Annotated in this window: 15 protein-coding genes; 7 read left to right on the forward strand and 8 right to left on the reverse strand. The window is 38.7% G+C overall.

What is annotated here, in order from left to right; genetic code table 11:
• Positions 1–32: 32 nt before the first annotated feature.
• The 6 genes from DBR40_RS12205 to DBR40_RS12230 form a co-directional block, all read right to left on the reverse strand.
• Positions 33–2,186, reverse strand: coding sequence for a xanthine dehydrogenase family protein molybdopterin-binding subunit (locus tag DBR40_RS12205; protein WP_124560012.1), 2,154 nt, complete (start codon positions 2,184–2,186; stop codon positions 33–35).
• A gap of 26 nt (positions 2,187–2,212) precedes the next feature.
• Entirely contained in the window at positions 2,213–2,797 is a 585-nt protein-coding gene (locus DBR40_RS12210; RefSeq protein ID WP_124560013.1) for an NTP transferase domain-containing protein, read from the reverse strand.
• The gene (locus DBR40_RS12215) at positions 2,794–3,900 is read right to left on the reverse strand and encodes an XdhC family protein (protein ID WP_124560014.1); all 1,107 of its coding nucleotides are present in this window, start codon (positions 3,898–3,900) and stop codon (positions 2,794–2,796) included. The genes DBR40_RS12210 and DBR40_RS12215 overlap by 4 nt, the downstream gene beginning before the upstream one ends.
• Before the next feature lie 57 nt (positions 3,901–3,957).
• The gene (locus DBR40_RS12220) at positions 3,958–4,596 is read right to left on the reverse strand and encodes a hypothetical protein (RefSeq protein ID WP_124560015.1); all 639 of its coding nucleotides are present in this window, start codon (positions 4,594–4,596) and stop codon (positions 3,958–3,960) included.
• The gene (locus DBR40_RS12225; RefSeq protein WP_124560016.1) at positions 4,593–5,066 is read right to left on the reverse strand and encodes a (2Fe-2S)-binding protein; all 474 of its coding nucleotides are present in this window, start codon (positions 5,064–5,066) and stop codon (positions 4,593–4,595) included. The genes DBR40_RS12220 and DBR40_RS12225 overlap by 4 nt, the downstream gene beginning before the upstream one ends.
• Positions 5,067–5,348: 282 nt before the next feature.
• Positions 5,349–6,458, reverse strand: a complete 1,110-nt coding sequence (locus tag DBR40_RS12230; protein WP_124560017.1) for an acyltransferase family protein — start codon at positions 6,456–6,458, stop codon at positions 5,349–5,351.
• 273 nt (positions 6,459–6,731) lie between these two features.
• On the opposite strand from DBR40_RS12230, the gene DBR40_RS12235 reads away from it, so the two are divergent.
• The 5 genes from DBR40_RS12235 to DBR40_RS12255 all read left to right on the forward strand — a co-directional run bounded on the left by DBR40_RS12235 (position 6,732) and on the right by DBR40_RS12255 (position 11,771).
• Entirely contained in the window at positions 6,732–7,949 is a 1,218-nt protein-coding gene (locus tag DBR40_RS12235) for a hypothetical protein (protein WP_124560018.1), read from the forward strand.
• Positions 7,950–7,968: 19 nt separating this feature from the next.
• Positions 7,969–8,769 (forward strand): alpha-ketoglutarate-dependent dioxygenase AlkB, encoded by an 801-nt coding sequence (locus DBR40_RS12240; RefSeq protein WP_124560019.1) that lies wholly within the window; start codon positions 7,969–7,971, stop codon positions 8,767–8,769.
• A gap of 7 nt (positions 8,770–8,776) precedes the next feature.
• Positions 8,777–9,301 carry an endonuclease V gene (locus DBR40_RS12245; protein WP_124560020.1) on the forward strand — a complete coding sequence of 175 codons (525 nt, stop codon included), beginning with the start codon at positions 8,777–8,779 and terminating at the stop codon, positions 9,299–9,301.
• 180 nt (positions 9,302–9,481) lie between these two features.
• Positions 9,482–11,227: a S41 family peptidase gene (locus tag DBR40_RS12250; protein WP_158674038.1), complete on the forward strand. Its 1,746-nt coding sequence runs from the start codon at positions 9,482–9,484 to the stop codon at positions 11,225–11,227.
• Between the two features lie 307 nt (positions 11,228–11,534).
• Positions 11,535–11,771 carry a hypothetical protein gene (locus DBR40_RS12255; protein ID WP_124560022.1) on the forward strand — a complete coding sequence of 79 codons (237 nt, stop codon included), beginning with the start codon at positions 11,535–11,537 and terminating at the stop codon, positions 11,769–11,771.
• A 171-nt stretch (positions 11,772–11,942) separates the two neighbouring features.
• Here the strand turns inward: DBR40_RS12255 and DBR40_RS12260 are convergent, their stop codons facing one another.
• Entirely contained in the window at positions 11,943–12,155 is a 213-nt protein-coding gene (locus DBR40_RS12260; RefSeq protein WP_233603878.1) for a transposase, read from the reverse strand.
• A gap of 249 nt (positions 12,156–12,404) precedes the next feature.
• Entirely contained in the window at positions 12,405–12,758 is a 354-nt protein-coding gene (locus DBR40_RS12265) for a transposase (RefSeq protein ID WP_124560024.1), read from the reverse strand.
• A 1,527-nt stretch (positions 12,759–14,285) separates the two neighbouring features.
• On the opposite strand from DBR40_RS12265, the gene DBR40_RS12270 reads away from it, so the two are divergent.
• Positions 14,286–14,963: an imm11 family protein gene (locus DBR40_RS12270; RefSeq protein ID WP_124560025.1), complete on the forward strand. Its 678-nt coding sequence runs from the start codon at positions 14,286–14,288 to the stop codon at positions 14,961–14,963.
• Positions 14,964–14,998: 35 nt separating this feature from the next.
• Complete coding sequence (locus DBR40_RS12275) at positions 14,999–15,202, forward strand: hypothetical protein (protein ID WP_124560026.1); 204 nt, start codon at positions 14,999–15,001, stop codon at positions 15,200–15,202.
• The last annotated feature ends 724 nt before the right edge of the window (positions 15,203–15,926 follow it).

Here is a 15,926-nt window from a genome sequence, read left to right on the forward strand (position 1 = left end):
CAAATGCCAATCAGCATTACACCATTTTATATTTATTCTACTGTTTTTAGCTCAAAAGGCATTTTTCTAAACCGGGTTCCGCTGGCAGCAAAAATGGCATTGGCAAGGGCAGGGGCAAAAGGAGGTAAGCCCGGTTCGCCAACACCTTTCACTTTTCCGCCATCGGCCAGTATATGCACTTCAACAGCAGGCGCTTCATTAATACGCACCAGCGGATTATCGTAAAAGTTTTGTTCTACCGTTTTACCATCTTTAAAGGTAATACCGGGTTTAATTGCAGCACCCAGCGCCATGATGATGGCTCCTTCTATCTGGTTTTTAACATTATCTGCGTTCACCACCGCTCCGAGATCAATAACGGCAATCACCTTATCAATGCTAATGGTTTTATCGGGGTGATGGGTTACTTCGACTACCTGTCCGGCGAGGCCGGCGAAAAAATCCCATACGGCAACACCACGACCTTTACCCTGAGGTAGTTTTTGTTCCCAGTTGGATACTTCTTTTAGTTTAAGCAGCACTTTTTTAGTATCGGAAGGTTTAGTGAGCATCTCCAGCCGAAAATCCATCGGGTCTTTTTTGGCTTTATAGGCCAGTTCATCAATAAAACCCTCATGTGCAAAAGCTAGCGTAGAACTGGTAACCGAACGCCATGCAGCTACGGGAATATGTAGGTCGGCCCTAACGTAAGTAGTTTTTAAATTGGGGATTTCGTAAGCCTGCTCAGCAATCCCTTCCATCATAATGCTATCCACTTTTGTACGGTCGAAATTGGCCTGCATCGATTCAAAATAAGATGGGCTGATTACCTTGTGCTGAAAGGTGCTCAGTTTTCCATCGGTAGAAAAGCCTGCCGAAAGTTTCGAAAAAGTCATTGGCCTAAATGGTCCCTGTGTGGTGGTATCTTCTCTCGACCAGATTAGCTTTACCGGTACATCAACCAGTTTGGCCACATTTACAGCTTCAACAATATAATCGAAATACAATCTGCGCCCAAAGCCACCACCTATAAACTGGTTGTTTAGCTTCACATTTTCGGGTGCAAAGCCCACTTGTTTGGGTAAATCGTTCGCACCGCTTCCTGTCATAGCACTGGCTACCTGGGTCGATGTCCATATTTCCAGTTTATCGCCTTGCACATGGGCTGTACAGTTCATGGGTTCCAAGGTATGATGCGCCACCATAGGGGTTTCGTAAAAAGCCTCGAAGGTATTTTCGGGCGAAATCTGCACCGTTTCAACCGAACCGATATTTTTGCCCGTTACACCAGGTTCTGCAGCCAGTTTGCGCAAATGGTTTTCATAATCAACGGTGTTAAACGTTTCGTGGCCATTGTTTTTCCAAACTACTTTCAACTTTTTACGCGCCTGGCTAACCGTCCAATAGCTGTTCCCGATAATGGCTATGCCTGTATATTTGTATTTTCCAACAATACGCTCTATCGGTCCAACTTTTTTAATACCTGCAATTTTCATCACCGCTGTAGCATCGTAACTTTTTAAAGTGGCCCCAAAAACCTGACTTCTTTCTACCACAGCATACAACATACACGGTAGCTTTACATCAATACCAAAGCCAGCCTTTCCATTGGTTTTAAGTGGGATATCCTGCCTTTTGGTTGCTTTTCCTAAAATTTTAAAATCTTTCGGATCTTTTAGTTTAGGATTTTTAGGTAATTCTATTTTCGAGGCTTCCTCAATCAGTTTACCGTATGGAAGTGTTTTTTTACTGGCTTTATGAATTACTGTTCCGTTTTCGGCATAACATTCAGCAGCATCAACTCCCCAAATCCTGCTGGCAGCGATAATCAGTACTTCTTTGGCTGCCGCACCTACTTTACGCATGGGCAGATAGTTGGTGCGGATTGATGCACTTCCGCCGGCACTTTGCCCACCTCCAAGCACTTTTTCGCCATTCGATTGTTTGATAATGATCTGATCCATGGAAACTTCGAGCTCTTCGGCAATTAATGCCGGAAAAGATTGCAGCGTTCCCTGACCCATTTCCGGTTTGGTATTGAAAATGGTAATCAGTCCGCTGGATTCGATCAGGATGTAAGGACTAAAATTAGCTGAAGCAATGTCCATCGCCATTAATGGATTTCCTTTTGCCGATAAACCTAACCAAATTGCAAAGCCTGCAGTACCTGCACTTTTAATGAAATGGCGTCTCGAAATTTCTTCCATAGCTGTATATTTTAATTTTGCCCTTTTCAGGTGTGTTGTTGAGTTAAATTGGTATAATCGGCCATTGTGTCTATATCTATATGGCCCATTTCGAAGGCTATTGTAGCTACATCATTTGGGTTTTCGACAATAATAGCCTTTGCACCGCTGTTGCCGCTTAAGGCTAAAAGTGGCGCAAAATATTTTTTGGTAAATAATACCGGTGTACCCATGGTGCTGGCATATTGGCTGGCAACAATTCCTTTTCCACTTATTTGCTGCGTTTCAAAAAGGGTTTTAAATACAGCCGCACTGATAAATGGCTGGTCGGAAACGGATAAGATTACGCCATCCAAATCTGGATTACTTTGCAACATTGCACTAAGCCCGGCTACAATACTGGTTGATATTCCTGCTTCCCATTGCTGATTGATGATGAAATCTATTTTCAGTTTTGCTGTAAGTTGCCCTGCGTGCCCGCCCAATACGGCCAGTACAGGCGAGAAACCACTGGTAAGCATGGCTTCCGTTACAATATCAATCAGCTGTTTTCCATTAAAGGTAAGCAACTGTTTAGCTTGGCCCAACCGGCTCGAATTTCCGCCTGCCAGCATAATGATTCCTGTTTTCATAAGCCAACATGTTGATGGATGGGTAGGATTTTGTTTTTCAATGGTTCTTTCGCCGCGCCGGAAAAGAAGGCCTTGATTTCGGCAACAATAGAAACGGCAATTTCAGCTGCAGTTTCGGCACCGATATCAAGGCCAACTGGGCCATGTACCCTGAGCCTGTTTGATTCGGTATCTAAGCCCAGTTCATCAAGCATTTTCAGGAGTTTCTTTTTAGGCCCCAGCGAACCAATGTATGGTGTATTGGTGGCCAGTAATCTGCCGAGCAGTTCTACATCATAATTGTAATTGTGCGTCATTAGTACAAATGCCGTGCGTGCATCGCTTTTCGTTACATCAACTTCGCTTGCTTTGGCAACCAGTACACAATCGGCTGTTGGGAAACGATCTTTGCTTGCCTGAGCAGGCCTGCCATCGATAACGGTAACCTGCCAGCCCAGTAAATGGCACATTTGAGCAAGTGGTTGGGCATCGTTACCTGCACCTGCAATAACAAGCGCAATCGGGGTACTGATAAATTCGAGGAAAGCTGTAACGGGCTGATTATCGAAGCTGTAAGCTTTAAATATTGAGGTTTTGCTCAGCAACACTTCCTGAAGATCCTCTTCAATGCTGCTGTTTATTAAGCCAGATATGTTTTTGAAATCGGCATTCGCTTTTAAAAGTAATTGCGTACCGGCATGTTGCTGGCCCTCTAATGAAAATAGAACCGCAATAGCCGCATCCTCGCGCTTTCCTTCCACTTCGTTAAGTATCGCTATCGGGTTGATCTTTGCATCTGCAGTTAAGGGTTCAAAAAGAATATATACAATGCCGTTGCAGCCCAGTTGTACACCAAGCTTTGCATCATCCTCATCGCTGGTATCGTAAGTAACCAGTCGGTTTTCCTGCAGGTGTATGGCTGCCAGTGCCTTGCGGAGTGCATCTCCTTCCAGGCATCCGCCACTAATAGCTCCGGTGAGCTGGCCGGTTTCAGTAACCAGCATCCTGGCCCCGGGCCGGCGGTAAGAGGAGCCCTCTACCTTTACTACTGTAGCCAGCGCTGTCCTGATATTGGCTTTGCTGGCTTTATGGTAGGCTTTCAGGATCTCAGTAATTTCGTTCATATCTGCTCGAAGTTTATCGGTTTGATAGTGAGGGCTAATGCTTTAATTTCTTTGTTGCTATTTGGCAGGCGCATAAGCTCCCGTTTTAAGCCATATGGTCCATTGTTTTTTAAATTCTGCATGACTCAAAGGTGGTAAGGTACGACCTTCGCCGGGGTTCCAGCCCGATAAAACCAGACCATCATCGGCATGTTCGAGCAATTTTTTCAGGTCTTTATTGCCATTTTGCTTTGGATCTACCAATTGTTTGGCCAGCTGATTGGCCGAACGGCCCTGAAAAATCATTTTCATGTTGGCTGGTGGTAAATGCCAGTTAGGGTTACCAGGTGGCGTATGTTTTCCGGCTGTATTGGTGGGTTGATGACAATTACTACATTTCATGGCATACACACCTTTACCATCTAAGCCGCGGCGCGGACTCATGGTGTGCTGGTGACTATCATCGCCCTGCAAAGGAATATCGCCACTGGGATGGCAGTTCATGCACCGCGGACTCTTGAGCACGCTGTACACCTTTTTGAAAGCTGCAACCGAAGCCACACTATCTTTAACCACAGCTGGAGTAGTGGTTGGTTTAACATCGTGATGAAGCGTAAAAGCCATAAGGGTTACCAATGAGAGGATTACACCCATTACCGCTGCTATGCGTAGGGTACCTGCATGGGCTTTGGTAAAATTTGAAAATTTTCTCCTCATCCCTTACTTTCTCCTTTCTTTTGCAGTTCGGCAGCTAGGTGTATCGCTTTGCGGATGCGTAGGTAAGTGCCGCACCTGCAAATATTACCGGCCATGGCCTGATCAATATCAGCATCACTAGGGTTGGGGTTCTCGCGCAACAATACCGCCGCCGACATTAACTGACCTGAATGGCAATAGCCACACTGCGGAACATTTACCTCATTCCAGGCCAGTTGTAAAGGATGATCGTTATTTTTAGATAAACCTTCAATTGTTCTGATTTTTTGGCCCTTGGCACGGCTCACTTTGGTAATGCACGATCTCACTGCCTCGCCATTGAGGTGTACCACGCAGGCTCCGCATTGAGCTACCCCACAACCATATTTGGTACCGGTTAAGCCAACCAAATCGCGGATGGCCCAAAGTAAGGGCATGTCAGGATCGGCATCAATGTCGAAAATCTGATCATTAACGTTTAATGAAATCATAAGATTCGTTTTATGTTTTGTTAATTATTGCAGTTGTTGTACTGCTTAACTGCGCCAGGATGAGATAACAACAGCTAAATTTTGTTCAATACACTAATTTACAATTTTGTACGGTAAAAGTTTGCTGATCGGTAATTTTGGTAGTGGATCAGTAATTTGGGTAGGTTGGGCTGCGATGCAGGATTGTTTATTTGCACAAAAGGCACCGCTGTGGATGCCTTTATAATATTCTTTGTATTAGCACTGAATAAACAGCAAGCTAGAATTTCGTAAACCTCAAATTTATCCCAGTTTTTTCCTCAGCCATTTGCGAACAGGTTCATCATACCATTTCAAAGTGATGTAAGCTAAAATAATGCTGCCGATTAAAATCAATAAAGCATAAGGCCAGGCCTGCACAATGGAAGTACCTTTATTGTTACTAATCCACGCGACATAAAAATACACCAGTGGATAATGCACCAGGTAAAGCGGGTAGGAAATATCACCCAGGAATTTGCATATCCGGCTTTCCGTTTGGCTGTGTATTACGCCACTGGCCCCCAGGTAAACGATGAACGGAAAAACAAGGATAATACATATGGATTCATAGATTCCGTTCATCCAAAGGTGTTCGGTACCACCTATGCGTGGCATATATAAAACGATGGCAACCATTAGGCTACACCATAAAAAGGCATGTTTAATGTGCGTGGGTTTCGCTATTCGAGAGAGTAGTAAACCCGCAAAGAAAGGAAACATTGTGCGCGTTATGCCTACACGAACCTGTTCTACGTTTAGTGTCCAGCCTCCGCTAACATCGCCATTGGGACTGGTAATAGCCAAATGAGCCAGCGCTATGGCTGCAATTAATACCAAAATGCTTAGTGCCGTTTTAGAAAACTTTCTGATACCGACGGCGTACAGGATATTGGCAATGTATTCGAAAAATAACGACCAGCCCACACTGTTTAGCGGGTGCATTTCTTGCCAGCCGCGTATATCTTGCGATAGGGGAACAGGCAGGATGGTGTAACCAATGAGCATTACCAGTAGCATTTTCCACAGTGGAATGGTGTGGATGAGTGGCCAGATGGTTGAATCGGTAAAATAGAAACCGATTGCGCCGAGGGTCATGCCTAATACCACCATGGGTTGAAGCCGTTCGATACGGCGTTTAAAGAAAGTACCCACAGTCATTTTATTCCAGCGATCGTCGTAAGCATAGCCGATTACAAAACCCGATAAAAGAAAGAAAAAATCGACCGCCAGGTAGCCATGGTTAACCAGGATATCGAAATGTCCGGTGCCTAGTGGCTCAGTGAGGTGAAAGGTTACAACGATAATGGCAGCTATACCACGTAATCCATCTAGTATTGGATAATGTGGTTTTGCAGAAAGGTTATCAGACATTGTGATGGTTATGTTTTCGCTTATAAATGGTTATTTGTTGAACTTGTAAAATTAAATAAATCAGATAGCCGAACTCAACTAATCGTATCAAAATCCCTACAAATAGTCTCATTTTTAGAGAAGGGAAAGGGCAGGAGGTCAAGCTAATGTATAGGGTACACAGATCGGGTGGGATGATTTAAGCGAATGTTTCTCTTTCGTTGAAAATTTTGAAACAATGGTTAGTTCTGTATATTTGATAGGGGACCAAAATTTATTAAATAACAAAATGAAATGGAAGGGATTGAAAATCAAATTTCTAAAGACAAAAATATACTGCTTGTTTTGTTTGAAAGGAGAGAGTTACACTTAGAAATCAGTGATTTAATTGACAATTTCTGTGGAAAGGTAGTAAATACAGTTCCGGAAGTACAGACCACAATAGGTAAAAGGCTCTATGTATGTGGAGATCTGAGTAGCATCAAGTTGGATAAAATACAAACATATATCATTCGAGAATTTTCAAGTAATTATGAGAATTTGGTTAATGAGGACAATATAGATGTTGTTGAACTTGGCGAAGTTCCTATTGTTGTTAATAATGCTGGGGTTTATTTTAGAAATCTATTTAATGATGATTATTTTAATAGCATAGAGACTGAACATAAATTTCAGGAATTGACGGAATCTACAAAAGAGTCAAAATCCTTTAGAAAAGGAATCTATCTGACAGAAATCTTAAAAGAAGAAACAATTGATAACAATGAAGTACTCCATTTTAGGTTATTGAGATGTTCAAGTAATTTAACAGGGCCAACAGACAACTTTCGCGAAACGGACCGTAAAATAATTGATCTTTTAAATGATTCTGTAAAATTTGTTTTTGAGAAAGAAACGAAATTGAATCACGTATTAGCACAGATCTATGAAAACAAAAGAAAGGAAAATCAGAAAGAAATAAAATCGAAGATTAGTGCACATTCTGACAAAACGAAAGATATGCCCAAAGATGGACTTATCGCCTTTTGTACTTTCTATGACATGTCGGCTATGGACAATATAAAGCCTTCCAAGACGGATAAATATGATTGGTGTTATAAGGAAACAAGTGCTTTAACAAGACTTCACTTCAAGTTAAAAAAATCAGTTGACGATCCTGCTTTGATCAATGAGTTTAGTATAACGCTATATCCAAATTCAGTCTTTATTATTCCTCTTTCAACAAATAGATTATATACTCATGAAATCAAACCATCCATTTTAAACATTGATCAAATTCCTACCAGAATGGGATATGTGGTACGTTGTTCTAACCTTGAGGCCGTATATATGAATGCTCAAACATACATTAAGGAGAATAATAATCTTTTCCAACTTGAGGATATGACTTCTGAAATGCTTGAAGATTTACGTAATTCTTATTACAGGGAAAATACAACTAAAAGCATAATTGATTATGGTAGAATTCATTTTAGTATGAATTCTGGTGATTATGAAAGGCCAATATACTAACATGCTTCATTAAATAATTATGAGTACTCCTGGATTTCAAAAAATCACTCTTTCATTCGATATAAATTTATATGAGAAATTAATTACTTCTGTTGATTTTGAATGCGTTGCCAAAGGAAGAATAGGTAACCATCTGGTTAAAATCGAAGAAAAGGGTGTTCCAATCGTTAGAACTACAACAGCATATCATATAGCCGCACAAAATTTTTCTAGTATTCACGATTTTATTATCGAACATATAAATTTTGCAATTAAAGATAGCGAATTGAATAACTTACCACCAGTTGATTTCAATAATGCTTTGATTGAAGTCTATGATTTTAATTATTCCAAAATGAATTATCATTCCGACCAAGGCCTGGATTTGGACGCTAATTCTTATATAGGGCTTTTTTCCTGTTATAAAAATCCAGAAGAATTGTCCGATAACCAGTTGAGAAAGTTAATAGTAAAAGAAAAAGGTAGTGATGAAGAACTTGAAATTCCATTAACACATAATTCATTGATTTTATTTTCTGTAGAAACGAACAGTAAGTTTCTTCATAAAATTATATTAGATCGTATGTTCCATCAAAAAACATTACAGTCAGATAATAAATGGTTGGGCATAACATTTAGAAAGTCAAAAACATTTATCCAATTTGAGGATAACTTGCCTTATTTTGCTAACGGTCAATTATTAGAGTCTGCTAGTGAAGAACAAAAAGCAGAATTCTTTAAGCTTCGGGGGCAGGAAAATCGCCTTATAAATTTCGATTATCCAGAACTGACATATACATTAAGTATAGCAGACAGATTGATGCCCATCAATAAAATTTGAATATTGGATGATTTTATCTTTTGATACCTATTACTACGAGAATAAAGCTAAAACAGTATGTCTGGCTTTTGAAAACTGGAAAACAATGGATGATTTCTCGGTCTATTGTGAAATCCTTGAAGATATTGAAGAATATATTCCTGGTGAATTTTACAGGCGGGAATTACCTTGCATTCTAAGTTTATTGAAAAAAATCAGGTTCGAAAAAATAGAGATGATTGTAGTTGACGGATTCGTATTTTTAGATGATAATGATAAATTGGGCTTAGGCGGTCATTTATACAAACAATTGGAAGAAAAGGTGCCAATAATAGGGGTTGCTAAAACTAATTTTGCCTCAATTGTAAAAAACAAACGAGAACTAAAGAGAGGAGATAGTCAAAATCCTCTTTTCATCACTTCAATTGGTCTTAATATTGATAAAGCAGTTGAATACATTGCTAGTATGGCTGGAGATTATCGAATTCCAAAATTACTGAAACACCTTGATTCACTTACTAAACAAAAAAACGGTGAACAAAATTGCAGCTAAGTATCTTTAACTTGGTTAGAAAGGATCTTTAATGCAAAAAGCCCCACATTTCTGTGAGGCTTTCTGTGATCCCGCTGTGATATGAACTTGGTTCAATCTTCAGCGTTTAAAGGCCATCTGGAAAGTTTGTTAAAAGTGATGTCTTTTATATTATATTCGTCTTATAAGAAAGCTCTTATCATGAAAAAAATCTTTATACTCTTATCAATCTTTATTAAATTTACCTTTGGCGTAGCGGCACAAACCATCATGATGCCACCCCTAGACAGCTACCTAGGCATTTATAGCAGTAAAAAATCGTCGCTCAAAATAACCATCAGCAAAAATAATACGACACTAATAGCCCAAGCAACCGGGCAGAACGCATTTCCATTGGAGGCCCGTGCCAAAGATCAGTTCTTGTATTATAAGGCTGGCATTGAGTTGTTATTTGATGCTACCAAAGGTGAAATGACAGTGAACCAGGGCGGCGACATATCTTTGTTTACCAAGGATAACTTTACACCTGAAACGGTAATTGCACAACAACCCATAATCTATCAGCCTGAAGCCATGCAGGCTGATCTCAATAAATTTAAAAATGCACTTATCAAAACACATCCAGGCCTTTATACAAATCAATCCCCGGAGAAATTTGAAGAAATGGTAGACAAATTGATGTTGGAAACTTCCAAACCTATGCAGGCTGCAGATTTTTACAAGGTTGTACTCCAAATGATTGCTAATATTCATGATGACCATACGAGTGTAAAAGCTTTTAACCATTTGGGTGATATTATAGCTAATCAAAAATGGCTACCCTTTCAAATTTACGTTAAAGATGAGCGCATTTTCATTGTCAACAACTTGAGTAATCTACAAATCCCTGAAGGCTCTGAAATTCTGGCAATAGATGGTTATTTAAGCAATAAGATTTTATCTGAAACTTTGAAATATTTCTCTTCCGATGGTACCAGCGAATCTCCTACACTACATAAATTAGGAGTTTCTTACTTCCATCTGTTTGGTAAACTATATCCGCAGATTTTTGGAGAAAAATTGTCCTACAATCTTTCTTACCGGGATTATAAGTCTAACAAAATTTTAACCGCACAAGTGGAACCCGTCTCTGAACAAAACTACATGGCACTCAAAGGAAAACGTTATCCATTAACCATCCAATCGACAGATGCTTTTAATTTTACGCTTAATAAGCATGGAAATCATGCAATTCTCAAAATCGATCGATTTTTCAAAGACAGTTTTAATGAACCCAAAAATACCTTTCCTGATTATTATAAAAAATGTTTTAAAGAAATTTCTGCTAACAAAATTAAAGACTTAATCATCGACTTAAGAGATAATAGTGGTGGTAAGGCGGAAAATGCCGCTTATTTACTTCAATACTTTATTAATAAGCCCATAATTCCAGCTAAAGAAGTAACTACATTGGGGAATGATAACTACTTTTTGAAAGCAACCGGCGTTAAACTTGAATTAGATGAAGACTTTGGCTTGGCTAAGCAAATGGATGGAACTTTTAAGGTGACAAAATCCGATGTCGCACTAGAGAAATTTGATCCAATCAAAGAATATCATTTTAATGGAAAATTGGTGGTGCTGATTAATGGTGGAACAGTTTCCGCGGCTGGCACAGCCGCAGGACTTCTAAAAGAATATACGAATGCTATTTTGGTCGGAAGTGAAACCTCCGGATATGCAGGCATTAGTAATGGGGTTCAAAAAATATCAATATTAGGCGGCCATACTGAAACCGCCATAACAATACCGCTTTTACATGGTGTGTATGCAATAAACCCAGCTATGCAAAAAAGAGGCGCTATTCCTGATTATCAGGTATCAAACTCTGTTGAGGACATACTTGGAAACAGGGATGCGGTTCTAGAATTTGTATTTAAAAACTTATTGCATATTAATGCTAAGTAATATCCTTAGAGGAGTATAACTTGTATATCAATTATTTGTTAAGGGGTCACTAAGTGCTGTACTGATGTTTTTTAGTTGTGTTTTCTAAAATCGGTTCTATCGCTTTTAAAACTTCATAAATTGGTTTAAATATTCCTATCCTAGTTACATGAAATGAAAAAGTTGTTTTTGGCAATAAAGAGTTTGGATTTATTTACTCCGTGCAGGTTAAGTTTGATATTATAGAATAATAACTTGAATAGAGTACCGCTAATGACTTTATGCCAGAAGCTTAATATATTACCAACTTTAACTAATTCTTTGACCTATGAGTAGCAGTTATTTTAAACAACGTGACCGTTTTGATTTTAGCAAAGACACCTTAGATATTGGAAACCCCATATCTTGGAGCCGTGAAAATTTTCTAAAACTCTTATTTAAAAGAATTTTTGCCATAAGCGAAGAACGCATTGAAGAATTTTACCAGCGACATTTAGCATATTATCTGGAAACCCACCCTGATGGAAGGAAGAAGTATTTTTTGAATTTCTTTGGGAACTCATAGAACGACAGTTAAAAGTACTTCTAGCCAGAGATATTTATCACAAAGACCATCCTATAAACGAGTGGGAAATCAAACAGGTTAGAAAATTTACCGAAGTATTAATCCCTTATGATCAATGGAACTTTGGATCAAGCGGAAAAGTTGAGGGAGGGATTATTTTAGCCATATATTTTAGATTATCCTTACTTCCTGAACGGCATCATACGCTAATTTCTGAACATGGAAACGATCAATTACCCGGTGCGCGTTTACAAAACACCGTTTTACGGCCAATTGCATGTTGGCAGCCATATCCATGATTACTTCCTGCACCCTTTTCCTAAGTTTTTCTGGGGTCTTTTTCAGTACAGATATAATATTTTCGGCCACTGTACTCTTTATCATCGCGACAATAGTGCATTTTCTACCCTTGGCTTCCTTATTGGTTACAATAGTAAGAGTTCCCCATTGGATAAAGCGGTTTCATCAATACTAAGCCTAGGACTTATATTCTCTCCAAAAAGCATCCATTCATCAGCATGCGCTTTCTGATCCCAATCACTGTAATCACTGATATGCTCTTTATATTGTTCTTTGAGCTATTTGCCATCAACCTGGAAGTAGTGCCCTAAATGATAACAGCTAATGGGATGGTTATCCAAATATTCCTTTTAAAAAAAGACCGAATTCCGTAGTCATTCGAGTCCCTTTGCGTATTAAATCCCAATCCCTGCTAATAATCTCTCCAGTCTTTTTTACTGTCCACCTACGTCGCTTGATGCACAGGGCCACCTTCTGCCCACGGATTGGGAAATCCTGTATCTGAACTTCGGGAAAGAATCCTTTGGATTCAAGATCATCTTTGTGGTAACCATCAGGCGCTATATTCTTCTCTTCAAGGTAGATGTGCAGTTCTTTGGTCGCTTTATCGGCTTTAGTAAGTTCGAAATAATCTAAGATGCCTTCTGGCAATAAAAAACTAATAAGGGTTTGTTCGGCTGCTGTCAAGGAAATAGATGTTGGTATTAAAACTACAAAAGAAATAAATTATTCCATTACCCCCAACTTTTCCGCTTGATCCCGCTTGATCCGAATCGGTGAGTAATTTAGTTTTTCCACTAAAATAAAAAAAAAGCTTTCAATCATTTGATTTTCAAGCTTTTACGTAGTTTTGATACTATTTTCTGTGATCCCGCTGGGGTGTGAACTTCGTTCAGTTTTCAGCGTTTAACGACTATCTGGGAGGGTTATTGAAATGACTCACCGAATCACTCACCTTTTTGTCTTATATTTTGATTTAAATTTAGACATCTGTGGTTCATCGCTTTCCTTTCTCAACTAATAATATCTGGATATGCTCTGAGTCGCGGTCTGCCTTGATATTGAAATTTATCAAAATGGCTTTATATTCTGCAAATGTTGCATTAAGAGAAATAGGATTATTTAGGTATGTTTTATAGGTGATTATGAAAGAGGGGCCTTCAGCATTTCCAATAAAATATAACGGAATAAGGTTTTTTCAATAATTACCTGATCATGAAGAGCAATTAGTAATATAATTAAGACTAATGCTATAAGTTTTTGAATAGTTTGATCAGCATTTATGCATTGATAACAAAAGACTAAAAGTTTACAGGCATTTGATTACCAATAACATATAACAAATAAAAGTCCTTTTGATTATTTATAATTTATTATATTAGTAAGGCTAAGGCGGCTAATGTATCGCATCAATACAACCACTTTCGGCTGGATTGGAGAATATTTATGTCTGGTATAACGGAGTAAGCCGAAATTTACCCAGACCACAAGAAATTCAAGAAACTAACAAATATTTAAAGTATGTCAGACAGACAAGTATCCCAAGATGCGTATTTCACTAAAACTGTACAGTCCGTTTCGCTCCAAACTGTACGCGAATTCGGCTGCCGGATTTTTTGCTAAGTCATTCCTTTCCCTCTGAACGCATAGCGGCGCGGCTGCAAATTTACTTCTTCCTCCAGGTGCTCCTTATCTTTCGGTTCGGCCTTTAAAATTCAAGCTTTTCTTTAGATCTTCATTCCATAATCCTCCGGATGAACCCGGAAAATCCGTCAAAAAGGCGCTCTAAAGCATTTAAAACCATTCTGATGGCGCAGGATCACACCAGGTACGATTTTACCTCTGGGGCTTTAATTTGGCTTGAACTTAGAAATATTATTGGAACTGCTGGCTGAAGAATTCCTGACCATGGGATCAGGGCGTACAGCTTGGAGCGAAACAGGCGTTCAGTTTGGAGCGAAATAAGGTGTCAGCATAAATGCGAAACGCACGTACACTTTTACCGAAATGCCCACACAGTGGGAGTCATTCGCATTACGATGATTTAGTGCAGCTTAGACTCGATCAAATTTCAAGTAATTTATCACCAGAGCAGACTTATGATGAAATTTTAAATATAATAAGCGATATTCGCAATGCTATTAATAGTTACCCCAACGTTCCCCTTAATCAATTACTTTTTTGATGTATTATAGAATTAAACACAGCTTAGATTTGAAAATTATTGGACAATCCAGCCAAATTCATGATGCAAAGCTTCCTGAAGGCTGGGATACCAATCCAGCATTCATTGATAATATTGAATTTCAAAAAGTTAGCTTTGAACCTATTACTCCTGTCGGAACTTTACACAAAAGATCCAAATTAACAGATCTAATAAGTGCTGTACCTGCAGGATTCACAAGAAAATTGCTTATAAGTAAAGCACTGAAAGGGGTTTTCGAAAGGTTTGACAGTGGACTTTTTCAATATTTTAAATGCCACGTCTTAAGTAAAGATACAACAATTGAATACTGGATAGTGAGTCCAATCATTTCTATGTTCGAAAACGTAGATTTTTCAAGATCTGATGTTGTTTCCAGAAAACGCAAACCTGAAGGCGGTACTTATCTGGAACCAGCGGCACTATCAACCTTAAATGAATTCCACAAGTATTTAACCCTTCAAGGTGAAGACAGTTGGAAAACAACAATAGATCATGTTTACATCAAGGAAGGTACTGTTGAAGATGTGTTTGCATTGGGTAATGTTGACGGGGGTGTAGGATACTATGCTTCTGAAAACTTTAAAAAAACTATTGAACAGCATGGATTTACAGGAATTGAATTTGCACCAAGTAATTTAAATTCGATCGAATGGCTACATAATGAGCGAAAAAACCGATATAAATAACTCATACGAGCAACACGTATTTCAAACAATATCACATGATACCTACTTTTGAGCAATGGGTTAAAAATGATCAAAAACTGAACGACCTACTCGTTAAAATACAATCAATTGAAGAATCAACTTTCCAGCAAGCTGAAATGGCTTTCAATGAGTTGTGCAATCTATATGATTTGCCCAAAATGCCCGAAGATCTGATTTGTTACGAAGCATTATCTCGTCCTGCTATAGCTTGTCATTAGGTCTGATACGGGTTTTCCTTTATTGTTTAAAGAAGGAGTAGAGCAACACGTGACGCATAAATATTCAAAAAAGATGCTGTTTGATGATACGAGTTTGCTTGATTCCTTAAGAATATTAATGAGTAAACGAAGAGTAATCAACAAACACTATTCTGATTTAAGGAGATTTTATGGGAATGAATCTGTTGTTTTGGATGAATTTCCCTCAAAAACAGATATTGAAATAGATTAATAGAAAAGCCGAACTGTTCAAGATATAAGCTTGCGCATCTCGAACTAATGAATAAGGAAAATCCCTAACTCTTGAAATATTATTCATGTAAATTAAAAATCTAGGTATATTTCTAAGTTCGAGAAAAATATTGAAATAACAGTTTACGACTTTTAGCATGTTGACACCGATCTCATTGACTGAATTAGAAGAATGGATCTCAAAGAGAGAATCAAAACTTGAAGGTGGGCCACTAAGAATTCGGAACCTAATTAAAATTATACCTCAAAAATTGCAGGAACCAGAATATGGAGTTGAGGGTTGAGGATTTTGGGTTATTACAGCTTTTGGAAATACAGTAGTTTTTTTATAATAATATCGAGGATGGGTTTAATATCCAACTCATTTTTCTCTGAACAAATCAGGAGAAAATTAAAATGCCTTCCTATCTTAAGGTGCTTATTTGTTACCTTAAGATAGGTTATCACATTTCGTGATAACCTATCCCTGTTA

It is taken from the genome of Pedobacter sp. KBW01 (assembly GCF_003852395.1).
GTDB lineage: Bacteria > Bacteroidota > Bacteroidia > Sphingobacteriales > Sphingobacteriaceae > Pedobacter.